Annotated in this window: 14 protein-coding genes and 1 pseudogene; 10 read left to right on the top strand and 5 right to left on the bottom strand. The window is 71.8% G+C overall.

The features are described 5' to 3' along the window. Positions 1-191: 191 nt before the first annotated feature. Together leuS and OG570_RS11360 are read right to left on the bottom strand one after the other, a co-directional pair. Positions 192-3,032, bottom strand: a complete 2,841-nt coding sequence (leuS, locus tag OG570_RS11365; protein ID WP_326956469.1) for a leucine--tRNA ligase — start codon at positions 3,030-3,032, stop codon at positions 192-194. Between the two features lie 151 nt (positions 3,033-3,183). Then, positions 3,184-4,344 carry an esterase-like activity of phytase family protein gene (locus tag OG570_RS11360; RefSeq protein ID WP_326956468.1) on the bottom strand — a complete coding sequence of 387 codons (1,161 nt, stop codon included), beginning with the start codon at positions 4,342-4,344 and terminating at the stop codon, positions 3,184-3,186. A gap of 65 nt (positions 4,345-4,409) precedes the next feature. On the opposite strand from OG570_RS11360, the gene OG570_RS11355 reads away from it, so the two are divergent. Further along, entirely contained in the window at positions 4,410-4,823 is a 414-nt protein-coding gene (locus OG570_RS11355) for an SdpI family protein (RefSeq protein WP_326945401.1), read from the top strand. Here the strand turns inward: OG570_RS11355 and OG570_RS11350 are convergent. Beyond that, positions 4,820-5,401, bottom strand: coding sequence for a YqgE/AlgH family protein (locus tag OG570_RS11350; protein WP_247059601.1), 582 nt, complete (start codon positions 5,399-5,401; stop codon positions 4,820-4,822). The genes OG570_RS11355 and OG570_RS11350 overlap by 4 nt on opposite strands. 203 nt (positions 5,402-5,604) lie before the next feature. Here OG570_RS11350 and OG570_RS11345 point away from each other — a divergent pair, with 203 nt between their 5' ends. From OG570_RS11345 to OG570_RS48260, 4 genes and pseudogenes are all read left to right on the top strand, one after another. Then, positions 5,605-6,897, top strand: a complete 1,293-nt coding sequence (locus OG570_RS11345) for an MFS transporter (RefSeq protein WP_326956467.1) — start codon at positions 5,605-5,607, stop codon at positions 6,895-6,897. A 142-nt stretch (positions 6,898-7,039) separates the two neighbouring features. Next, positions 7,040-7,570 carry a YbaB/EbfC family nucleoid-associated protein gene (locus OG570_RS11340; RefSeq protein WP_326956466.1) on the top strand — a complete coding sequence of 177 codons (531 nt, stop codon included), beginning with the start codon at positions 7,040-7,042 and terminating at the stop codon, positions 7,568-7,570. Next, a complete protein-coding gene (locus OG570_RS11335; protein ID WP_326956465.1) occupies positions 7,570-7,893 on the top strand; it encodes a WXG100 family type VII secretion target in 324 nt (107 codons plus the stop codon). The genes OG570_RS11340 and OG570_RS11335 overlap by 1 nt, the downstream gene beginning before the upstream one ends. A gap of 9 nt (positions 7,894-7,902) precedes the next feature. Next, positions 7,903-8,334 (top strand): annotated as a pseudogene (locus OG570_RS48260) (WXG100 family type VII secretion target); the annotation flags it as partial. A 2,070-nt stretch (positions 8,335-10,404) separates the two neighbouring features. Here the strand turns inward: OG570_RS48260 and OG570_RS11330 are convergent. Together OG570_RS11330 and OG570_RS11325 are read right to left on the bottom strand one after the other, a co-directional pair. Next, positions 10,405-10,995 carry a hypothetical protein gene (locus OG570_RS11330; protein ID WP_326956464.1) on the bottom strand — a complete coding sequence of 197 codons (591 nt, stop codon included), beginning with the start codon at positions 10,993-10,995 and terminating at the stop codon, positions 10,405-10,407. A 273-nt stretch (positions 10,996-11,268) separates the two neighbouring features. Beyond that, the gene (locus tag OG570_RS11325; protein ID WP_326956463.1) at positions 11,269-12,276 is read right to left on the bottom strand and encodes a hypothetical protein; all 1,008 of its coding nucleotides are present in this window, start codon (positions 12,274-12,276) and stop codon (positions 11,269-11,271) included. A 138-nt stretch (positions 12,277-12,414) separates the two neighbouring features. Here OG570_RS11325 and OG570_RS11320 point away from each other — a divergent pair, with 138 nt between their 5' ends. The 5 genes from OG570_RS11320 to OG570_RS11300 are packed head-to-tail and all read left to right on the top strand — an operon-like array spanning position 12,415 to position 23,228. Beyond that, complete coding sequence (locus OG570_RS11320) at positions 12,415-16,215, top strand: toxin glutamine deamidase domain-containing protein (RefSeq protein ID WP_326956462.1); 3,801 nt, start codon at positions 12,415-12,417, stop codon at positions 16,213-16,215. After that, positions 16,215-16,664, top strand: coding sequence for a hypothetical protein (locus OG570_RS11315; protein WP_326945409.1), 450 nt, complete (start codon positions 16,215-16,217; stop codon positions 16,662-16,664). Before OG570_RS11320 ends, OG570_RS11315 begins: the two co-directional genes overlap by 1 nt. Then, the gene (locus OG570_RS11310) at positions 16,661-18,064 is read left to right on the top strand and encodes a TNT domain-containing protein (RefSeq protein ID WP_326956461.1); all 1,404 of its coding nucleotides are present in this window, start codon (positions 16,661-16,663) and stop codon (positions 18,062-18,064) included. The genes OG570_RS11315 and OG570_RS11310 overlap by 4 nt, the downstream gene beginning before the upstream one ends. Then, positions 18,065-20,305 carry an ADP-ribosylglycohydrolase family protein gene (locus OG570_RS11305; protein ID WP_326956460.1) on the top strand — a complete coding sequence of 747 codons (2,241 nt, stop codon included), beginning with the start codon at positions 18,065-18,067 and terminating at the stop codon, positions 20,303-20,305. Between the two features lie 16 nt (positions 20,306-20,321). After that, a complete protein-coding gene (locus OG570_RS11300; protein ID WP_326956459.1) occupies positions 20,322-23,228 on the top strand; it encodes an ADP-ribosylglycohydrolase family protein in 2,907 nt (968 codons plus the stop codon). Positions 23,229-23,250: the final 22 nt, after the last annotated feature.

Raw genomic sequence — 23,250 nt, 5'->3', positions numbered from 1 at the left:
AAAAGCGGTTGTGCGGCAACGGTTGTCCACATTCGGCGGTGGGTGTGGACAACCTTGCCGAAGGACCGGTGGCGGCCGGTCGGCGACGGCGGACAACCGCAGCTGGACCCGGGCGAGGCCCCCCAACGGACGGTGGCCGGGCTCGGGCTGGATGGTGGCCACCCAGCGAACCGGGTGGCCACCAGCGTGGCCTACAGGACGATGTTGACCAGCTTGCCCGGGACCACGATCACCTTGCGTGGCGTGCCGTCGCCGACCAGGGCGGCGACCTTCTCGTCTGCCAATGCTGCCGCCTGGACTGCGTCCGGTGCGGCGTTCGCGGGGACCGTGATGCGGGAGCGGACCTTGCCGTTGACCTGGATCGGGTACTCGACCGAGTCCTCGACCAGGTACTTCTCGTCCACCACCGGGAACGGGCCCTGCACCAGCGAGTCCGCGTGGCCCAGGCGGCGCCACAGTTCCTCCGCCATGTGCGGGGCCAGCGGGGCCAGCATCAGCACCAGCGGCTCGGCCAGCTCGCGCGGTGTCGACGCGGTCGCGCCGTACGTCTTGGTGACGTGGTTGTTCAGCTCGATCAGCTTGGCGCCGGCCGTGTTGAAGCGCATTTCCGCGTAGTCCTCGCGGACACCCGCCACGGTTCGGTGCAGCACCTTGCGGTCCGCTTCCGAAGCGTCCTCTGTGGACACTCGCAGCTCGCCGCTCGCCTCGTCGACGATCAGGCGCCACAGCCGTTGCAGGAAGCGGTGCGAGCCCACGACGTCCTTGGTCGCCCACGGGCGGGACATGGCCAGCGGGCCCATCGCCATCTCGTAGAAGCGGAACGTGTCGGCGCCGTAGTTCTCGGCCATCTCGTCCGGCGTGACGACGTTCTTCAGGCTCTTGCCCATCTTGCCATACTCCTGGCTGACTTCCTCACCTTCGAAGAAGTACTTGCCGTCGCGCTCCTCGACCTGCTCGGCCGCGACGTAGACGCCGCGGGCGTCGGTGTAGGCGTAGGCCTCGATGTAGCCCTGGTTGAACAGCTTCCGGTACGGCTCCTTGGACGTCACGTGGCCCAGGTCGAACAGCACCTTGTGCCAGAACCGCGAGTACAGCAGGTGCAGCACCGCGTGCTCGACGCCGCCGACGTACAGGTCGACGCCGCCGGTGTCGTCCGCGCCGTGCTCGGCGGCGCGCGGGCCCATCCAGTACGCCTCGTTCTCCGGCGCGCAGAACGACTCCGCGTTCGTCGGGTCCACGTAGCGCAGCTGGTACCAGCACGAACCCGCCCAGTTCGGCATCGTGTTGATGTCGCGGCGGTAGGTCTTCGGGCCGTCACCCAGGTCCAGCTCGACCTCGACCCAGTCGGTCGCGCGGGCCAGCGGGGACGACGGCATCGAGTCGCGGTCGTCGGCGTCGAACGTCACCGGCGAGTAGTCGGCGACCTCGGGCAGCTCGATCGGCAGCATCGACTCCGGGACGGCGTGCACTTGGCCGTCCTCGTCGTAGACCACCGGGAACGGCTCGCCCCAGTAGCGCTGGCGCGAGAACAGCCAGTCGCGCAGCTTGAACTGCACGGTGCCGACGCCGGTGCCGTCCTCGGCCAGGCGCTCGATGATCGTCCGCTTGGCCTCGGCGACGTCCATGCCGTCCAAGAAGCCCGAGTTGATGGCCGGGCCGTCGCCGGTGAACGCCTTGCCGTCGAAACCGTCGGACGGCTGCACGGTCCGGATGATCTCCAGCCCGAACTTCTCGGCGAACTCCCAGTCGCGGACGTCCTGGCCCGGGACGGCCATGATCGCGCCGGTGCCGTAGCCCATCAGGACGTAGTCGGCGACGAAGACCGGGATCTGCTTGCCGTTGACCGGGTTCGTCGCGTACGCGCCGGTGAAGACGCCGGTCTTCTCCTTGTTCTCCTGCCGGTCCAGCTCGGACTTCCGCGACGCCGCGACGCGGTACTCCTTGATGGCGTCGGCGGGCGTCGCCGCGTCGCCGGTCCAGCGCTTGTCGACGCCTTCGGGCCAGGTGGCCGCGGTCAGCTTGTCGACCAGCGGGTGCTCCGGCGCCAGCACCATGTAGGTGGCGCCGAACAGGGTGTCCGGCCGGGTCGTGAAGACCTCGATGGCGTCTTCGCCGGCTTTGAAGGTGACGCGGGCGCCGTGCGAGCGGCCGATCCAGTTCCGCTGCATGGACTTGACCTTCTCCGGCCAGTCCAGCAGGTCCAGGTCGTCGACCAGGCGATCGGCGTAGGAGGTGATCCGCATCATCCACTGGCGCAGGTTGCGGCGGAACACCGGGAAGTTGCCGCGCTCGCTGCGGCCGTCGGCGGTGACCTCTTCGTTCGACAGCACCGTGCCCAGGCCCGGGCACCAGTTGACCGGCGCTTCGGAGATGTAGACCAGACGGTGGTCGTCGATGATCGTCTTGCGCTCGACCGCGCTCAGGGACGCCCAGTCACGGCCGTCCGGTGTCGGGCGCGAGCCGTCGGCGAAGGCGGCCTCCAGCTGGGCGATCGGCCGCGCGCCACCCGCCTCGACGTCGTACCAGGAGTTGAAGATCTGCAGGAAGATCCACTGCGTCCAGCGGTAGTACTCGGGGTCGATCGTGGAGATGCGACGGCGTTCGTCGTGGCCCAGGCCCAGGCGCCGGATCTGGCGCAGGTAGGTCCGGATGTTCTCCTCGGTCGTCTTGCGCGGGTGCTGCCCGGTCTGGACCGCGTACTGCTCGGCCGGCAGGCCGAACGCGTCGAAGCCCATCGTGTGCAGCACGTTGCGCCCGATCATCCGGTGGAAGCGGGCGAAGACGTCGGTGCTGATGAAGCCCAGCGGGTGCCCGACGTGCAGGCCGGAGCCCGACGGGTACGGGAACATGTCCTGGACGAACAGCTTGTCGCTGGGGACCGGCTGCCCCTCGACCGCCAGCGGCCCGACGGGGTTGGGCGCGTGGAACGTGCCGTGGTCGGCCCAGAAGTCCTGCCAGCGCCGCTCGATCTGACCGGCCAGCGCGGCCGTGTAGCGGTGCGCCGGGACGTCGGTCCCTGTTGTCTCGGTCATCGCCGTCTTCCTTCGTCGCGAGGTACTCCAGAAACAACTCGACCCCTCAGCCTCGAGGGCATGAGGGGTCGCCGCGCCGGCCGGGGCCCGGTCAGCGCGGCAGGCTAAGGAGCAGCCGAGCCGTGTTCATACGTTCATCGTAACTTGCTGGTCAAAGCCGTTCGGAGGGGACCGCCAGTGCGACGAACTGCGTGACCTGGGTGGGCGAGAAGTTGTTGTCGCTGACGATCACCAGGCTGCGCTCGCCGTTCGGCAGCTTCGGGCCCCAGGTCATGCCCTCGATGTTGTCCACAGTGGACAATCCGAGGTCGGCCGCGTCGAAGAGCAGGCGCTTCTTGACCGGCGTGACGTGCTTCGCCGCACCCAGTGACGGCACGTTCAGGACGTTCGTCGCGCCCTTCGTGTCGATTTCGTAGACGCGCACCTTGTTGCCGACGCCGGTGACGAACGAGCGCTCCATCATCAGGAACTTCGTCGGGTCGGCCTGGTCGACGGCCAGCATCGACGAGACGCCGGTCGTCGCGAACGCCGTCGACGGCACCGGCGCGGCGAAGAGCGGCTCCTGCGGGTAGGCGTACTGCGCCAGGACGGGGCCGAAGCGCGCCTGCAAGGTGATCCGCGACAGCGCGCCGGACGTCGTGGTCGGCTCCGGGCCGTCCTGCAGCAGCGGGCCCTCGACCTCGCTGGCCAGCAACGCGCCGAAGCCGGCGAACGTGATGCCCTCGAGCACCAGGTTCTGCCGCGGGCCGGCCGTCGGTGTCATCTTCTCGTTCGCGGGGATCGGCAGGTCACGGACGTATTTGCCGTCGCGGCGCGCCTCGCGGATCGACGGGTCGATCAACGTCGTCGCGGTGCGCTCGCCCTCCTGCGACCAGTAGTAGTCGCCGGTCCACGGGTCGACGCGCAGCTCTTCGGGGTCGATCGTCTGCTCGTTCTGCGGCTTGGCGGGGTCGTTCTGCGTGAGCGGCGGGTACGGCGTGCCGTCCGGCCGCAGCAGCGGCTTCGTGTCGGTGAAGGTGACGTCGCCGACGCCCTTCGCCGTGATCGGGAAGGTCGCGGTGTAGAACCGGGCCGGGTTGATCGCCGACCGGTCGTCGCAGATCAGGGCGTAGCCGCCGGTCCGGGGGTCGTAGTCGATGCTGGACAGGCCGCCGACCGTCGTCCCCTGGTACTGCAGGGAGTTCGGGACGATCTTCTCGCCGAGCAGCCGGATCGGGCGCTGGTGACTCTCGGTGGCATCGGCCGGCGCCGCGGCGGCCAATCCCCCGATCAGGGCAAGGGCCAACACGGTGGGCAGTACGCGGGGTGACATGGCCTGTAGCACAGTCGATCAGGGTATCCGGCAGGTTGCCAGGACGTCACGCTTATCCTTGAGCCGTGTTCGCTATCGCGCTGGTTCCGATCCTGCTCGGTGTCGTCGTCGGCTGGGGCGGTGTCCTCGGCGTCCGCGAAAAACTGACGCGCGAAGGCGGCACCGGCGTGCGCACGCAGGCCGCGTTGCGCAGCGAAGACGCGTTCAAGCTCGCGAACCGTGTGGCCGGGCTGCCGACGGCCGCCGGTGGCGCGATCTCGATCCTCTCCGGGCTGGCCGGGCTCGCGATGCCGTCGACCGGTGGCCTGATCGCCGCCGCGCTCGGGGGCATCGTGGCGATGTTCGTGCTGGTCGTGGGCGGTGGCGTGCTCGGCAACCGGGCCGCGCTGACCGTCCCCGCGCCGGCTCCGGCGGCACCCGCCGGCTGCAGCGGCTGCGCGTGCGGCGAGGGCGGCTGCGGCGTCTTCAAGAAGGCCTAGTTGCGCTGGAGGTCACCCGGGTGGGTGGCCAGCAGCGCGATCGGCACGCCCTGGCGGCGCAGCACCTGGCTCCACAGGTCGCCGCTCGGCGAGGCCAGGATGTCGCTCGGCAACGCGGGCACGATCACCCAGTCGTCCCGCTCGATCTCGCCCGCCAGCTGGCCCGAGTCCCAGCCCGCGTATCCGGCGAACACGCGCACGCCGCGGACCTTCGGCACCAGGACCTCGGGATCGGTGTCCAGGTCGACCAGCGCGACCGGCCCGCGGACCGCGATCACGCCCGGCACGCTCGCCGCGGTCTCGCCGGTGCGCAGCGCGGCCAGGCACAACGCCGTCTTCTTCTCCACCGGCCCGCCGACGAACACGGACTGCGGCTCGGCGACGTGGCCACCCCAGTTGGGCAGCACGTCGTGCACGGCGACGTCGCTCGGCCGGTTCAGGACGACGCCGAGCGTGCCCTCGTCGCGGTGATCGATGACGAACACCACGGTCCGCCGGAAATTGGGGTCGACCATGGTGGGGGCGGCGACCAGGAGCGTTCCCGGCTCAACCTCGGCGTCCGCTGGCACGCGACCCATGATCTCACCTCTGGCCCGGCGAATTACTTCGGCTCGGGAACAATCGCCCCACCCGCCTCGTTTGAAACAGTGGTCGGCGCACTCCGTGTCCCCCGGGCTCACTGAAGAACCGCCTTTGTGGAATACCAGTCCGGCTGGAGCCACACTGCGCATAGCCGCCGAGAGGCGACCTCAGTGCGTCGGCCACCCTCTACTCTGGGTTCGTGACGATCAGCGCCCAGACGGCAACCCCGCGCATAGGGCCGAAAGCGCTGCTCAAGGACCCGGCCTTCCGGCGCCTGCTCTTCACCCGCTTCGCCGCCAGCTGGGGTGACGGCGTCTTCCGCGCCGGGCTCGCCGGAGCCGTGCTCTTCAACCCCGAACGCGCCGCCGACCCGCTGGCCATCGCCGGCGGGTTCGCCGCGTTGCTGCTGCCGTACTCCGTCGTCGGGCCCTTCGCGGGCGCCCTGCTCGACCGCTGGGACCGGCGCAAGGTCCTGATCTTCGCGAACCTCCTGCGCGGCCTGGCGATCCTCGCTTCGGCCGCCGCCGTCGGGTTCGGCTTCGGCGGCGTAGGCCTGTTTTCGCTGGCCCTGGCCGCGGAAGGGATCTCCCGCTTCATCGGCTCCGGGCTCTCGGCGTCGCTGCCGCACGTCGTCCCGCCGCCGAGTGTGGTGACGGCGAACGCGTTCGCCACGACGATCGGCTCGGTCATCGCCGTGATCGGCGGCGGCTGCGCGATCGGCTTGCGCGCCCTGTTCGGCAGCGACGACGCCGGCTCGGCGTACACGACGGCGTTCGCGGTGCTCGGCATCCTGGTCGCGGCGTTCATCGCCCGTGGGTTCACCCGCGGGCTGCTCGGGCCGTCCGTGGTCGACGAGCCGACGAACCCGCTCGTCGCGGTCGCCCGGGGGCTGGCCGACGGCGCGAAGCACGCCTGGCGCGCGCCGAGCGTCACCGCCGGGTTCATCGCGCTCTTCGCACACCGGGCGTCGTTCGGCGTCTCGCTGCTGGTCACCGTGCTGCTGATGCGCAACTACTTCACCGATCACGGTCTCCTGCGCGCCGGCCTGCCCGGGCTGGGGCAGATGGCCGCGCTGGCCGGGGCCGGGCTGCTCATCGCCGGCCTGCTGACCGCCCGGCTGATCCGCCGCGCCGGACGGGTGCGCGCGGTGCTCGGCGCGCTGGTCGTCGCGGCGATCGCGCAGTCCGCGCTCGGGCTGCCGATGGTGCTGCCGTGCGCGCTGCTCGCGTCGTTCTTCATCACCGGCGCGGGCCAGGTGCTGAAGCTGTCCGTCGATTCGTCGATCCAGCTCGACGTCGCCGACGAAGCCCGCGGCCGCGTCTTCGCGCTCTACGACACGCTCTTCAACATCACCCAGGTGGCGGCGGTATCGCTGGGCGCGCTCGTCATCCCGGACGACGGCCGGTCGCCGGGCCTGTTGATCGCCGCAACCGTTTGCTACCTGGTCGGCGGGGCCGGGTACCTCCTCGCCCGGCGCCGGACGATTCGCTGAGGCAAAAGCCCGAACCGGCTCCGATGACTGCTCCATTGGCATTAGGGTGACGGGAAGTCATTAGTAGGTTCGAGGGACACCGGGGGCTCCTGTGACCACCGCGGGCGACGACCGTGCGCGCCTTCAGGCACGCAATGCCGCGATGAAGGACCAGATGGACACCCTCCTGGAGAACTTCGAGCGGCAGACGGCGCAGCTGCGTGACGCCCAGGCCGCGGCCGCGGAGACGACCGCGCACGTGACGTCCCCCGACGGCCTGGTCCGCGCGACCATCGACGCCGGCGGCAGCCTCGCGAAGCTCGAGTTCTCGCCGAACGCGTTCGAGCGCACGACCCCCGCGCAGCTCGCGAACACCGTCCAGACCCTGGTGCGTCAGGGATCGCTGCAGGTCAAGCAGAAGATCGCGGACCTGATGGCGCCGATCACCGAAGGTCTGCCCGACCTCGCCGACCTGGTCGACGGCGCGCCGTCGCTGGCCGGGCTGGTGCCGCCGATCCCGGACTTCGCCGAGGAAGCTCCCGAGCCGCCGCGTCCCGAATCCTTCGAGGACGACGGCTCGATCCTGCGCAACGACCAGCCGCCAGCTGCCCCGCCGGCGCCCATGCGCGTCCGCCCGCCGCGCGCGGACCAGGACGAGGAGCCGCCGTCGTCCTGGATGACGAGGGGCGACTGATGCCGGACGGGGGAGCCGGCTTCACCGCGGAGCCGGACGCGGTGCTGCGCGCGTCGAACGGCCTGGTCACGGCCGCGGACGGGCTCGACAACGCGCTGAAGGCGTTGCAGGGCGCGCTGTCCGCGCAGGGCGAGTGCTGGGGCGGCGACGACTCCGGCAAGGAGTTCGCGAAGGACTACGTGCCGGGCGCGCAGGGTGCCGTCGAGGGCTTCACCAACCTCGTGCAGGGGTTGCGCGGGATGCAGCAGAACGTCGACAAGTCGATGAAGGCCCTGACGGGCGCCGACCAAGACGTGACGTCCCAGCTCGGCAAGGGGCAATGACCCGTGGGTATGGAGATGCCCGACGCGGTCAAGTGGCTGCTGCCCATCGTCGTCGGCGAGAGCTGGCCGGAGGGCGACGAGACCAAGCTGCGCGCGCTGCGGGACGCGTGGCACACGGCGTCTTCCGCGATCGGCCCCGCGTCGGACGCGGGCAACCAGGCGGCATCCGGGATCCGCGACAACTGGACGGGTGACGGCGCCGACGCGTTCGTCGAGCAGTGGAAGAAGTTCGTCGAGGGCGACGAGGCGTACTTCAAGCAGCTGGCCGACGCGACGAAGGCGCTGGGCGACTCGTGCGACCAGACGGCCTTGGACGTCGAGTACACGAAGTACATGATCATCATCTCGCTGATCGTGCTGGCCGCCCAGATAGCGGCGATGATCGCAGCCGCGGCGGTGACGTTCGGCGGCTCGACGGCGGGCATCGCGCCGGCCCAGATCGCGACGCGGATGACCGTGCAGATGCTGTTCCGGCAGCTGCTCGAGAAGCTGGCGCAGCAGGGGTTCAAGCAGGTCGCGAAGGAGCTGCTGGAGAAGCTGCTCAAGCAGGGCCTCAAGAAGATCGGCATGGAGGTTCTCAAGAACGAGGCCATCAACCTCGGCATGGACGCGGGTATTCAAGGCCTGCAGATGGCGAAGGGCGATCGCCAGAGCTGGGACTGGTCCAAGACCACGGATTCGGCGATCTCGGGCGCGGTCGGCGGTGTCGTCGGAGCCGGTAGCGGCGCGATCGGGCGTGGAGCGACCGAGGGGTTGTCGCACAGCGCTGGTGGGCAGATCGCGGATGCGGCGGTGCGCGCTGGGGCGCGGGGGGCTGCCGAGGGGGTCGCGCAGACGGTCGGTCAGGCCGCGGTGACGGGGGATCTCGGGTCGTTGACGCCGGAGCAGCTGCTGACGGGCGCTTCGAGTGGGGCCGTCGGTGGGGCTGTTGGGGGCGCCAAGGAGCAGATGCACTCGGTGCATGAGGCGAACATTCCGCGGGCTGAGCCTGGTGGGGGTGGGGGCGCTGGGTCTGGGACTGGCGCTGGTGACCCGGGATCTGGCTCCGGCTCGCGAGATTCGGAGTCGGGTTCTGGCTCTGGCTCTGGCTCTGGCCCGAGGGATTCGGAGTCGGGTTCTGGCTCCGGGGACTCGGGGTCGGGGGATTCCGGCTCCGGGGAGTCTCGTGGGACCGGCGAGTCCGGAGGCTCGGGCTCGGGAGATTCCGGCTCGGGCAGCTCTGGGGAGTCCCGCAGCTCTGGTGAATCGGGCGAGTCCGGGGGTTCGCGCAGCACCGGTGAATCCGGCGAGCCGAGCGGCTCGGGTGAATCCGGTGAGTCCCGTGGTGCCGACGAGTCCGGGGATTCGCGGCGGGGCTCGGAGGAGCCGAGTTCGTCGTCGGAACCGGAGTCGCGGAGTGAAGAGCCGCCGCGGGCGGAGTCGTCGTCAGAACCGGAGACGCGGAGCGAGGTGCCGTCCGAGCCCGAGTCGCGGAGTGAGGCGTCGTCTGAGCCGGAGTCTCGGGGTGAGGCGTCTTCCGAGGCGGAGTCGCGGCACGAGGCGGCGTCGGAGTCGCGGCAAGAGCCTGAGTCGAGAGGCGAGGCACCTGCTTCCCAGCGGGAGCCGGAACCCGCGTCGCACCGTTCGGAGCCCGATGCGCCGGGTCCTGCACGTCAGGCGGCTGAGCCCGTCGCACAGCAGCAGCCCGAGGCGCAGCGAGTCGCGTCGGATGGTCCGGCTCCCCAGCAGCAGGCACCCGCAGGTGGATCAACGCCCCCGATGAGTGGCGGCGGAATGCCGAGTTCGTCGGGTGGGGTTTCGCACAGCGGCAGCTCGTCGGGCGGTTCGCACAGTGCGGATTCCTCGGGCGGCCCGTCGCAGGCCGGAGGCTCGCCGAGCAGTCCGTCGCACGGCGGTGGCTCGTCGGGCAGCCCGTCGCACAGTGGCGGCTCGCCGAGCAGCCCGTCGCAGGCCGGGGGCTCGTCCGGCGGCTCGTCGAGCGGCGGCTATGGCATGGCCCCGCCGGCATTCGGCCCCGAGCCGGGACGGCAGAGCGGCGGACGTCCGACGGACAACGTCGGCGCAGCCGGGTTCACCGGCGGCCCGGACCAGCCACTCGCTGCGGACGCGGGACCAACGCCGTTCCAGGGCGGTGGAGCGCCGCAGCAGATTTCGCCCCCATCGGCTGGCGGATTCACGCCGCAGGCTGGCGGGATGCCGAGCGGCGGTGCTCCGGGCGGACGCGCGGGTAGCCCGGGTCAGCGCCCAGGCGGACCGACGCCGCCGATGCCCCCGCGAGGTGGCCAACCCCCGCACGAGCAGCCGCGACGAGTACCGCCGCAGGACCCGCGCCGGATGCCGCCGGGTGGTCAAGCTGGTCAGCCGCCGATGCCGCAACGTGGCCGGCCGCCCCAGGGTGGGCAGGCCCCGCACGGTGGGCAGTCGCAGCCGGGCGGCCAGCCGCCTCACAGCGGGCAGGCCCCGCACGGCGGACAGCCGCAGCCAGGTGGGCAGCCGCCTCATGGTGGGCAATCACCGCAGACTGGGCAGCCAGTCCACGGAGGGCAGCCGCAGCAGATCGGGCAGGCACCGCACGGTGGGCAACAGCCTCACGCTGGGCAGGTCCAGCAGGGTGGACAGCCACCGCAGGGCGGGCAGGCGCAGCACGGTGGACAGGCACCGCTCGGTGGGCAGCCGACGCAGGGTGGACCGGCGCAGCACGGGGGGCAAGCCGGCCCCGGTGGACAGCCGATCCAGGGTGGGCCGACCTCCCACGGTGAGCAGGCTCCGCACAGCGGGCGGGCGCAGCAGAGCGGGCTGCCGCCGCACGGTGGGCAGGGTCTGCACAGTGGATGGCCGCCGCAGGGTGGGCAACCGCAGCAAGGCGGACAGCCGTCGCACGGCGGGCAAGCGCCGCACAGCGGACAGCCGCCGCACAGTGGTGGCGGCCAGCCGTCGCAGGGTCAGCAGTCGTCGCAGGGTCAGCAGTCGTCGCGCAGTGGGCAAGCGCCGCGTGGCGGGCAGCCGCAACAGGGCGGACAGGCTCCGCACAGTGGGCAGCCGCCGCAGGGTGGACAGGCTCCGCACAGTGGGCAGCCGCCGCAGGGTGGACAGCCGTTGCATGGAGGGCCGTCGACGCCGGGTGGGCTGCCGCGGCAAGGTGGGCTGCCGTCGCAGGGTCCGCAGGGTGGGGGGCCGGCGCAGGGTGGGCGTTCGGGGCCGCCGTCTCATGGGGGGCTGCCTCCGCAGGGGCATCCGTCGCAGGGTGGGCCGCATCCGAATGATCCTCGGCGGATGCCGCCGGGTGGGTGGCCGTCGCAGGGTGGGCAGCGTCCTGCGGGGTATCCGAACCAGCCGCGGGGGCCGCAGGGGCCGGGTGGGCGGCCTTCGATGCCGTCACCGCCGCCTGGTGGGCGGCCGCCGATGTCGCCGCATGATCCGCGTGTGGTGCCGCCGCCGCGCTTCGGGCCGCCGCAGGAGAATCTTCCGCGCGGTCCGCACAATCAGCCGCCCAGGGCTTTCGAGCAGCCTCGGCCGGTGGATCGCGCCCCGGAGCAGCCGCCGGTGCATCGTCCGGCTGACCAAGCTTCGCGACCGCCCGTCGCGCCGGCGACGGAGCGGTTCGCCGGACCGGCTCAGCCTGCGCGTCCGGCGGAACCGACCCCTCTTCAGCGACCGGTCGAACAGGCGACTGCCCGGGAACACGCCGCTGAGGCGGCGCCGGCCACGCGTGGCCACGCAGCTGATCCTGCCGAGCGGGCGGTCCGGCAGCCCGTCGACGAGCAATCGGCCACTCCCGACCGCGTGGCTGAGCAGCACGCGCCTGCGGTCGAGCGCCCCGCCGAACCGTCGGCCGCCGAGCGGGACCGTGCGGCTGAACGGCCTGCTGAACTGGCGGCCGGGCAGCCCGGTGGTGAGCGGGCGACCGCCGAGGAACGGCCGGGCGAGCAGGTACCGACTGAGCGCTCCGGCCAGCAATCGCATGCCGCTGAGCAGGCAGTTGCCGAACAGGCACGCTCTGAGCAAGGGCCCGCGGAGCATGCACCCGCGGATCAACCGCCGGGCGAGCACACCGATGAACAACCGCCCGGCGAGCACCCCGCGGAGCGACCGCCCGCCGAACGCTCCGCTGAGCAGGCACGCTCCGAGCAAAGGCCCACCGAGCAGGCACCTGCTGAGCACGCTCCCGCGGAGCACTCCGCCGAGCAAACGCCCGGCGAGCACCCCGCGGAGCAACCACCCGCTGAACACTCCGCCGAGCAGCCGACTGCAGAGCACCCCGCTGAGCAACCGCCCGCTGAGCAGGCGCCTGCCGAACAGCACAGTGGCGGCGACGACTCGGCTGTGCAGGGACTGCAGCAGGGGCGCGCTGATGAGCCCTACCTGACCGATGAGCGGTTTCACACCGATGGTCCCGCTGGGGTTCGGCGGATCGAGGACACCTTCATCGACTCTGGGCGTCAAAGCTCCGAGACCGGTGAGTGGCGGCACGAGCAGGTCCGGCGCGAGGCGCTTCTCAAGCGCGACGAGTTCCATCCCGGCATGTCCGACGACGGGGCCTTCGCCGTGCACGCCTACACGCGGCACGAGATGGTCGGGCCGCTCAATCGGGCCCTGCGGTTCGGCAGCCCGGAGCTTGCGGACCTCGCTCCGCAAGCCGGGGCGCTTGTTTCCGGGTTGAACGAGATGCCGCCGCATGTCGGCACCGTCTCTCGGCGGATCGACTTCCAGGGCGATCCTGCGCGGGTCCAGGCCTTCCTCGGGCGGTTCCACGAGGGTGCGCACATCACCGAGCCGTCGTTCCTCAGCTCGTCGAAGATCGACGGCGAGCACCCGCGGAGCATCTTTCCCGGCGAGGTCGAGATGCGGATCGACTCCAAGACCGGCCGGGACGTCGAGTCCATGGCCAGCATCGGGCGCGAACGCGAGGTTTTGTTCAAGGCCGGGTCGCAGTTCGAGATCACGAGTATCGAGAAGGGTCCGGGCCACCCGGAGCACCCCGACTACGTCCACGGCTCCGGCGGCACCATGGACCAGCCGCAATGGGTCGTGCACGCCGAGGAGGTCACCGCCGGTGATCCGCGGTACCTCGGGGACGGCGACGCCCAGCGTGCGGTCGACGAGCGGCGGGCGCAGGAGCGGGCCGACGACGAGCGGTTTCAGCGTGAGGCCGACGCCGAGACCGAGAAGTTCTACGCCGAACACCCCGAGCTCAAGCCGAGCGGCAACCTGTTCAAGCTGCTTGGCGGGGACGACGCCGAGCCGCCCGCGCCCGAGCGGCGGGTGCCGGCGACGCGGGAGCCCGACGGTGGCTGGTCGCGGCTCGCCGAGCCGCTCACGCCGGGTGGTGCGCCCGTGCTGCACGCCGGGTCCGTCGAGAGCCCGCAGCAGCACGCGCGGCTCGTCCGGGACGCCGTTCCCGAGCTCGCCGCGGTCAACACGCGCAACCACTACGGCCCGGACGCGCTCGAAGGCGGCTTCCGGACCAACTCCGCCGAGTCGATGGTCGCCTTCGAACGGCGGATGAACGGCGAAGACGTCGTCGCCGGGCCGGGCACGAACCAGGGCCCCGCGCACGTCAGCGACCAGCTCGGCGGGCAGTGGCACGGCCGGGACGGCTTCGGCGACGTCGCCCGTGACCTGGGCGAACGTCCGGTCGGCGCGCGGACGGCCGTGGCCTTCGAAGCCGGCGGCGAGACGCACCTGGTCGCCGGCGTGCACACCGAGCACGGTGTCGTCTTCGCCGATCCGGTCACCGGCCGTCTGGCCGAGCTGCCGCACGACGCCACCGGGATCCACGAGATGCCGCTGGGCGGCGGAGACGCGGCGCCACACCACGCGCCGGAGATCGCGGATCGGCTCAACCCCACGCCCGAGCGCGTGCCGCACGACGAGAGCTACCTCTTCGACGGCGAGCACCACGCCACCCCGGCCGACCACGAGAGCATCCGCCGGGCCGTCGGCGACGACGGCGTCTACCAGGACGTCCACGACCGCGCGCTCGCCCGCCGGGACGCCGCCGGGCTGCCGCTGACCGACGAGGGTGCCGTCGCGGTCCACGGCTACACCCGCGGCGAGTACGCCTACGACGTCAACGACGCCCTGCGCCGCGGCCCCGGTCACCCCGGGTTCGACCTCGCGCAGGAGAACACCCGCGCGATCGTCGACGGCCTCGGCCAGGTGCCGCGGACGTCCGGCGAGACCGTCCGCGGCATCGACGTCGGCGGCGATCCGCGGCTGGCCGAGCTGGTCGCCGGGCCGTACGAGCCGGGCGCGGTGGTCGTCGAGCCCGCGTTCTCCAGCGCGTCCATCAAGACCGGCGAGCTCTCGACGTCGAAGTTCGGCGACGACGTCGAGCTGCACGTCCGGTCGGACAACGTCCGCGACATCTCGAAGCTCGCCGAGAACCCGGGTGAGCGCGAGTCGCTGTCGCCGCCCGGGACGCAGCTGCTGGTGCACGACAAGCGGCTCGAGATCACGCCAGAGGGGCGCCGCAAGTGGGTCGTCGAGGCCGAGGAGATCGGGCCCGGCCACCCGCGCTACCTCGACCCCGAGGCCGCGCAGCGGAAGATGGCCGAGCGGCGCGCCGAGAACGAGCACAACGCGGCCGAGTTCGACCGGCGCAAGCAGGAGTCGATCGCCGAACGCCTGGGCGGCCTCAACGAGCCGGTCCTGGAGCACCACCAGCCGGAGCAGCCGAAGGTCAGCGACGTCCTCGACAGCCCGGCTGAGCACGTCGAAACAGCACCACAACCGGACTACTCGTCGCTGGCGCGCGCGACCAACCCGCCCGCCGAGCCGGCCATCCACGCCGGCGCGGCGACGCCGGCGGAGCGCGCGGCCTACGTCCAGGACCGCCATCCGCACCTGCGCGAAGTCAATCCGGGCTTCCACGAGCCGGGCGCGCTGGAGAACGGCTACGTCTCCAACTGCACCCGCGGCCCCGAGGCGTACTGGGACCGGCTGCACGGCGGCGACGCGACGGCCGAGCCGATCCCGCTGCACGAGATGGGCACCCGCGGCACGCTCGAGCACATCGAGAGCCGGTTCGGCGAGACGTTCTCCGATCGCGCGAGCTACGACGACGTCATCCGCGAGATGCGCGAACGGCCGGTGGACCACCACGCCGTGGTCGCGGTGAAGTACGAGGGCCCCAACGGCGTCGAGTACGGGCACGTCGCGATGGTCGTGCACACCCGCGAGGGCGTCGCGTTCATCGACCCGCAGTCCGGCGACCTGATGCACCTGCCGCACCCGCCGAAGGACATCAAGCTGCTGCACGTCGGGACGCCGGGCACCGAACACGTCCAGACCGAGCACGTGCACACCGAAACCCACGGCGGCTACGGCATTTCCGAAGACGGTTTCCTGGCCCGCGACGACGTCGCCGCGGCGCTCGACGGCCACCCGGACGCCGACTACATCCGCGCCCACCTCGGCGAGCACCCCGATCTGGTGCGGGTGCTCACCGATCCGGCCAACGACTACCTGACGCGCTCGCTGCTCGACAACCCGAAGACGCTGGCCAGCCTGCTCAAGCACCCCGAGGCGATCCCGATCCTGGAGGACGCCGTCCGCGAGGTGAACGAGCGCGGGTACAGCGTGGTCGACGACGTCGAGCACCAGGGGGTCGAGCCGTTCGACCCGACTCCGGAGCAGGCGGAGATCTCTGCCGACGTCGCGGCGATCGCCACGGATGTCGACCGGGGGTTGCGGCTGCACGAGAGTTTCGACCTCGGCAGGGCGGGAGATCCGGAGTACTGCCGGCAATGGGTCGCCGAGGAACGCGAGCGCTGGCCCGAAACCCAGGGCACGCTGAACCGCATCACCGAGCGGATCGCGGGTGAGACCGACGGTCACGCGGGGTTCCGGCCGGAGCCCAAGGACGACGTACGCGCTCTGGCCAAGATCGAGAAGCACGGTTGGAACGGCGGGAAGCTGCACGACCTCGTCGGTGCGAAGATCCAGTTCGAGCGGGTGGCGGACATGTACCGCGCGCTGGACGCGGTGCGCAACGACCCCGAGCTGACGATCGTCGACTTCACCGACCGGCTGGCCGAGCCGAAGGGCAGTGGCTACCGGGACCTGCAGCTCAACGTGCGGCTGCCGAACGGGCACGTCGCCGAACTGCGGTTGCACCTGACGCACATCGACGAGGTGGCGTCGTACGAACACGCGCTCTACGAGGTGCGTCGTGACTTCGAGACCTTCAGCAGGAAGGAAGGGCGCGACGGCATCCTGTCGCCCGAAGAAGCGGCGCTCGACGCGGCGTTGACCGAGCAGGTCCGAGGCCGTTTCGAAGAAGCGTTCCGGCGGGGACTGACATCCGAGGAGAGCGGCTGATGGCCTTCCAGACCCCGATGTTCTACAAGTACTACTCCCGGACCTACCGGATCGACGCCACGCCCGACGGCGGCCTGGTCGGCTTCCTACTCGACCTGCAGAGCGGCTTCTTCGTCCAGGACAGCAGCCATATCCGCGAGGTCATCTGGTCGACCACCGAATCGAACATCGACGGTCCCTTCAAGGAAGAACGATTCGTCCAGGAGACCGAGCGTGAACGGGACTTCCACCTGACCGGCGACGGGCCGATCTTCGCGCTTTACGAGACGGTGGGCGGGCTCTACGAGCAGGCGAGGAAACGGGAGAGCCGACGGTTGGAGCCGCAGGAGTCCGCACTGGTCCAGTCGATCTACAAGCGGACCTTCAAGATGTGGGAAGACGAAGCCACCCGTCGTGCGGCCGGTGAGGCGCCGACGTTCGAAGCCAAGCCGCGTTACCCGAGGCAATGATTCACGTGGAACAACGACTTTCGCCCGATGAGCAGCGCGCCCTCCTGGTGCAGCTGGGAAAGCTCCTGCGCGAGCACCGGGCCGACGCCGGACGGCCGGCCGTCGTGGACTTCCGGCAGGTCGGGAAGCACGTCGAGGTCGAGGGGCACAACGCCGCGACGCCGGACGGGCTGGCCGACCTCTTCGGGCGGCTGCGGCAGGGGATGTACACCGAGGAGCGCGGGACCTGGCTGCAGGCGCGGTTCACGCTCGCGCCCGACGGCACCTTCGACTTCGACTTCGCGCTCGACGACGAGCCCGTGTGGACGGACCCGCCGGAGGCGACGGCGTTCCCCGAGGAGCTCGGTGAGTTCCCGCGGCCCGACGAGCACGTCCCGGACTGGTGGCGGATCCGCGCGCAGCTACCGCTGGGCGTCGTCTTCCGGATCGCGGACGTCGGCGGCCCGGAGACCGACCGGCCGCTGCTGACCGACACCGAGGCGCCGCTCGTGCTGCAGTACCTGGAGCGCGAAGCCGTCGTGACCGAGGGTTTCCACTCCGACGGCACCTGGATCTGGTCCGCGGCCGTGCCGCGGCTGCTCGCCGAGTTCGGCCTGCCGCCCGAACCGGACCTGGTCGCGCACATCCGGCGCCACCACTTCCAGCCGCCGTACGTCGAGCCGCTGGTCCGGCGGACCGCCGAGGCGGACCTGCTGGGGAAGCCGCGGCCGAAACCGGGGCGCACCGACGGCAAGACGACCGGCGGTGACGTCGTCGCGGCGCTGGAGACCACGCCGGACCCGTCGCTGGACGACGAAGAGCTGCTGACCGTCCTGGTGCAACGGCTCGGGGAACACGGGGTGTGGCCCGAGGCGTACCGCGTCGGCGACCGCGCGGACGGCACGTGGTGCCTCAACTACACGCCGGACGGCTGGGAGGTCGCGGCGTACGCCGACGGCGCGCCCCGCGAGCCGAAGCACTTCGGCCGGCTCGAGGACGCCGCGCAGCAGCTCCTGGGCGCGTTGCTGCTGCACCCCGCCCGGATGACTGCCGGCCACGAAACACCGTTGGAAACGGCTCGGGAGCTGGCCGACTGGCCGGTGCACCCGGCCCCGGGTGAGCCTCCCCTCACCCTGCTCCGCAACAAGCGCATCACCCGGCTGGTGGCGGGTACGGTCGTGCTGCGCTTCGGCGAGGAACCCGGCAACCTCGTTCACCACGGGGAGGTACGGTTCGCCACGACGTCGCTGCCACTCGAACGCGAACGGGTGCAGCGGAGTTACCGGCTGAGACGCCCCGTGCACGTGATCACCGGCATCACGGTGCCGTGGGCGAACCTGCCGGGAGGCGCGGTGGCCTACGTGCTGCCGAAGACGATCGCCGAGCACGAGTCCGACGGAAGCCTGGAGAGGATCGAGTAGGTGGAAGCGGCGGAAGCGATTGCCAAGGTCGGCCAGTGGCTGCGCGCGGTGCACGGCCCGGACGTCTCCGGTCCCGCCGGGCTGCGGGTGGACACCGAGAAGGTGCTGCGCATCCCCGAAGGCTGGTCGGTGCCCTACAACACGATCGCGTTCCTCGACGAGGGCCGGCCGGACAAGGAGATCTTCCCGCCGCCGTCGGTGGTGGTGCGCGAGCCGGACGGCGAGCTGCGCCAGGCGCACCCGCACCCCGGCGGGCTCTCGGTCCCGGTGGCGTTCCCCGGGCAGGAGAACTGGCGCGAGGTCGTCGACCCCGAGTACGTGAAGGCCGGGCTCGGCGAGCTGGGCGTGCCGCTGCAGGCCGTCGCCGGCTGGGTGAAGGTCGACGCCGACGGCAACCAGACCGGCGAAGAGCGCGAGAACCCGGAGTACAAGGCCGGGCCGATCCGCCGTGGCTACCCGAAGCCGGAGAACACGCTCGAGACGCTGCTGTCGTTCGCCAGCGTCGGCTGGCTGACGCGGGAGCTGCTGCTCATCGGGCTGATCCGGTGCGAGGTGTTCGTGCCGCTCGACCTGGAGACGGGCAAGACGGACCGGTTCTACTTCGCCGAGGAGCGCAACGAGCTCAAGGTCTTCAGCTCGACGCGGCACCTGCCCCCGCGCGAGCACGGCTGGTGGCGGGTCGACGTCGCCACGCTGGCCGAGTTCGAGCACCCGCCTAACCTGGTGATCAACGGCGGCCCGACGACCATCGAAGACGTCTCCAGCAACGAGCTCGCCCAGATCGTCAAGCGGTTCCCGCGGCACGAGCCGCGCATCGACGTCCACGGCCGCTGCCCGGAGGCCGAGGAGGATCTGATCCGCGTCGCCGCCGACACCGCGTCGCGGATGGCACTGCCGACGCCGGTGAAGCCGCCGCTCGCCGCGGCCGAGCGGGCCCGCAAGCGCGGCTACGAGCTCACCGCCGAGGAGTGCGCGAAGACCGTGCTCGGCGAGTCGTGGCTGAAGCGGATGACCATGCCGGAGCCGCCGCGCAGCAAGCCCAACGACCTGCGCGCGAACGGCCTGGCGCCGGCGTACGACAACGACGGGCGCCCGGTGCCGCGGCTGGACACGTTCGGCAAGTACTTCGAACGGGACCTCGACGGATTCCGCTACGGCTGGCAGCGCGTCACCGGCGCGTTCGTCGGCTTCGCACTCGGCGAGGCGCTCGGCGCCGCGGTCGACCGGATGCCGCTCCACGACATCCACGCGAAGTACGGCATCGAGGGCGTCTCCGACCTGCTCCCGGCGTTCGACCAGCCGGGCCGGATCGGCTCGCTGACGCAGCGGCTGCTGTTCTACACCGAGGCCGTGATCCGCAGCCCGCACCGCGAGCAGCCGGAGTCCCGCGAGGCCGAGCAGCTGCTCCCCGACGTCACCCGCGGCGCGCTGCAGCGCTGGCTGAAGACGCAGGGCGCGCCGCTGGATCACCCGGACGGCTGGCTCGTGCAGGTCACCGACCTGCACGCCCGCCGCGACGCCGACGACGCCGAGCTCAACGCCTACCACCAGCTCGCCACCGGGGCCGGGGGCACGCCGCTGTCCGGCCCGGCCGCGCTGCTCCCCGCGTTGCCCGCCGCGCTCACCATGGCCGGTCCCGGCAGCGGGTTCAGCGGCGGCGCGCGCCAGGCCGTGCGCGCGATGGCCGGCGTCACCCACCCCGGCGAGCCCGACCTGGCCGCCGCGACCTACCTGACCTGGCTGTTCGAGCAGGCGCTGACCAAGGACGCGTTCAGCTTCCCGATCTGGAACCTCGGCCGGGAGATCCTCAACCCGGACAACCAGTTCCAGCAGGGTCCGGAGTGGACCGAGATCAAGGAGATGGTCGCCGAGTCGGTGCCGTTCTTCGGCGAGCACGGCCTGCCCGACCTGCGGATGCCGGAGCTGATCGGCGACGGCAAGGGCACGCTCTCGGTGCTCGGACGCGCTTTCGCGGCGTTGTCCGGCTTCGAGAACTACCCGGAGCAGGCGCTGCTGCGCGCGGTCAACCACTCCGGCCGCAGCGCGCTCACCGGCGCGATCGCCGGCGCCCTGCTCGGCGCGCGGACCGGCATCCCCGGGCTGCCGCAGAAGTGGGTCGACCAGCTGGAGCTGCGCTACCTGGTCGAGAACGTGGCTTCGGACGCCTACTGGCACTTCGACCGGCACTCGGCGCTGAGCGCGCTCGGCGACCGGTGGATCGAGCGGTACCCGCGGCATTAGCGCGAGGATGGGGAGAATGAGCGAAGAGGAAGCTGTCGCGCGTCCCGGCGCGGCCGCGGCGATCGACGACGGCTTCGTCGAGTGGCGCCCGGACGTCGACCCGGAGTTCGACGAAGCGGCGTTCCCCGGCCTCGGCATCCCCGTGCGCGCGATCCGCGGCTGGGCGCAGTACACGCTGTTCGGGGAGCCGACCGGCCCGCGCCGCGCCAACGAGGGTTACACCCCGGGGCCGGTCTGGCGTGGCTTCCCGAAGCCGACGACCGACGCCGAGAAGCTGCTGAACTACCTGGGCGCGAACTGGATCAGCCGCGCCGAGTTCGCGCAGGCGCTGCTCGACACCGAAGTCCTCGTGCCGACACCGGACGGCGAGCCGCTGCTGCGGCCGGTGCCCGGCACCTCGGGCCACGAGGTCATCGCCTTCAGCTCGTCGGCGAAGGTGCCCGGCCGCTACCCCCAGCGGTGGCGGGTGGTCGTGCGCGAGCTGCTGCGGCACCAGCCGGGGACCGGCCTGACGCTCGACCCGGGCACCGGGCTCGTCCGCAGCCTGGCCGCGGCCGAGCTGGCGGACGCCGGGCACGACACCGCCCCCCGGCCGTGGCTCGACGAGCCGGCGCCCGAAGCCGGGCCGGAGGTCGCCGAGGCGCTGGCCGCGCTGGCCGGGGAGTTCGGCATCGAGCCGCCGGACCTGCTGACCCGCCACCTGCGTTACGCCGTCGACCAGGCCCGTGACCACCGCGTCGAGCTGACGCCGGCGGAGTGCGTCCGGTACCTGCGCGGGTTCGCCTGGCAGCACCGCAACGGCGTCCGGCGCCGAGCCGGCCAGGACCCGCAGTGGCCGGCCGACCTGGGCGCGAACGGGCTGATCGCGCACGTCGGTGAGGACGCCGGCCCGCGGCCGGTGCCGTGGACGTCCGGCAAGTTCTTCGCCACGGGCACGCTCGCCGGGCGCTTCGCGTGGCACCGGATCGTCGGCGCGTACGTCGGGTTCGCGATCGGTGACGCGCTCGGCGGCGGTGCCGGCCCGGGCCGGCTGGAGCTGGGCGGTCTGACGCGGCACCTGCTGTTCCACACCGACGCCGTGCTGCGCGGCCTGCCGCCCGTTCCCACCGGTGAGGTGCCGGCGACGCTGCCCGAGCCGGACCCGGTCGGCTGGCTGGCCGTCGCGACCCGGCACGCGGGCCCCGCGCCCGCGGAGTTCTCCGCGCTGCTGGCCACGGCGCTGGCCGCGACGCCGGCCGGCGCGGTGGCGCTGGCGGACGTCGACGGCGAGCAGTACGCGAAGGACGTCGCCCGCGAGCTGACGGGCAGCGCGGCCGGGCCGGAGGTCACCGAAGGCGTCGAGCTGCTGGTGGCCCTGTTCCAGGCGCTGCTCACGCGGGAGGAGTTCGCGCTGCCGGTGCACCTGCGGCTGGGGGAGCTGGGCGGCGAGCTGGCAACGTCGACGCTGGCCCTGCGCGAAGACCGTGACGCCGACGACGTCACGCAGCTGGAAAGCATCGGTGACGGCCGGAGCGTCCGGTCGGTGCTGGGCCGCGCGTTGTTCGCCGCGGCCAAGCGCGGCTACGACCCGGAAGCGGCGATCACGCTCGCCGCGCGGTCCGGCCCGGTCGCCGGGGCACTGGCCGGCGCCATGGTCGGCGCCCGGCTCGGCGTGCCCGGCCTGCCCGCCGCCTGGGTGGCGGCGCTGCCCGACCTCGGGCTGCTCGACGACGTCGCGAGCGACGTCTTCTGGTACTTCAACCGCAACGGCCTCCAGACGGAGACGGCCGAGCACGCGCGGTGGGAGCGCCGGTACCCGAGCGGCCGGTTCACCCCGAAGCCTCCGCCGGACGCGGCCGGACCGGACTTGCGCTCACGGCTGCGCGGCAGCCTGCTGGCCGGCGCGATCGGCGACGCGCTCGGCGCGAAGACGGAGTTCGACTCGATCGACCGGATCCGCGAGCTCGCCGGGCCGGCCGGGATCACCGACTTCATCCCCGCGTACGGCGGCGTCGGCCGGATCACCGACGACACGCAGATGACGCTGTTCACGCTCGAAGCGCTCATCCGCGCGCACGCCCAGCGGCGGCACACCGGCTCCGCCGACGTCGGGCACTCGCTGCAGCTGGCCTACCAGCGCTGGCTGCACACCCAGGGCGTCGCGTGGGACCGGGCGCGCGGGCCGCGGTCCGACGTCGAGGCGCCGGACGGCTGGCTCGTCACCCACCAGGAGCTGTTCAGCCGCCGCGCGCCGGGGCTGACGTGCTTCGGCGAGCTGGAGGCGTACGGCCGCTCCGGCGTCCGCGGCACCGTGGACCGGCCGGTGAACAACTCGAAGGGCTGCGGCGGGGTGATGCGCGCGGCGCCGATCGCGCTCTGGTCGGACGACCTCGCCGAGGTGTTCCGGCTCGGCGCGGAGAGCGCGGCGCTGACCCACGGTCACCCGAGCGGGTACTTGTCGTCGGGCTGCTTCGCGGTCGTCGTGCACGAACTGCTGCACGGAAGGGCACTCCTCGACGCCGTCGCGACCGCGCGGGCCGAGCTGGTGAAGTACCCCGCGCACGAAGAGCAGAGCGCGGCGCTGGACGCCGCGCTGGCGTTGGCGGAGCAGGGGCCGCCGACGCCGGAGAAGGTGGAGTCGCTCGGGCAGGGCAACGTCGGTGAGACGGCGCTGTCGATGTCCGTCTACGTCGCGCTGACCACGACGGACGCCGACACGGCGCTGCTCGCGTCCGTCAACCACAGCGGGGACAGCGATTCGACCGGTTCGGTCTGCGGCAACCTCGTCGGCGCGATGTACGGCGAGCAAGCACTGCGGCGGAGCTGGCTCGACCAGCTCGAGCTGCGCGATGTCATCGTCGAGCTGGCGGACGACGCGCTCACCGAGTTCGGCGCGGATGCGCCGGACGAAGACCGGTGGTTCGCTCGGTACCCGCTCGACTAGGTTTCCGGTGTCACTGGGGTCA

The organism is Amycolatopsis sp. NBC_01286 (assembly GCF_035982555.1).
Taxonomy (GTDB): Bacteria; Actinomycetota; Actinomycetes; order Mycobacteriales; family Pseudonocardiaceae; genus Amycolatopsis.
Note: the sequence above shows the minus strand (reverse complement) of the source record. Positions and strands in the feature narration are given on the sequence as shown.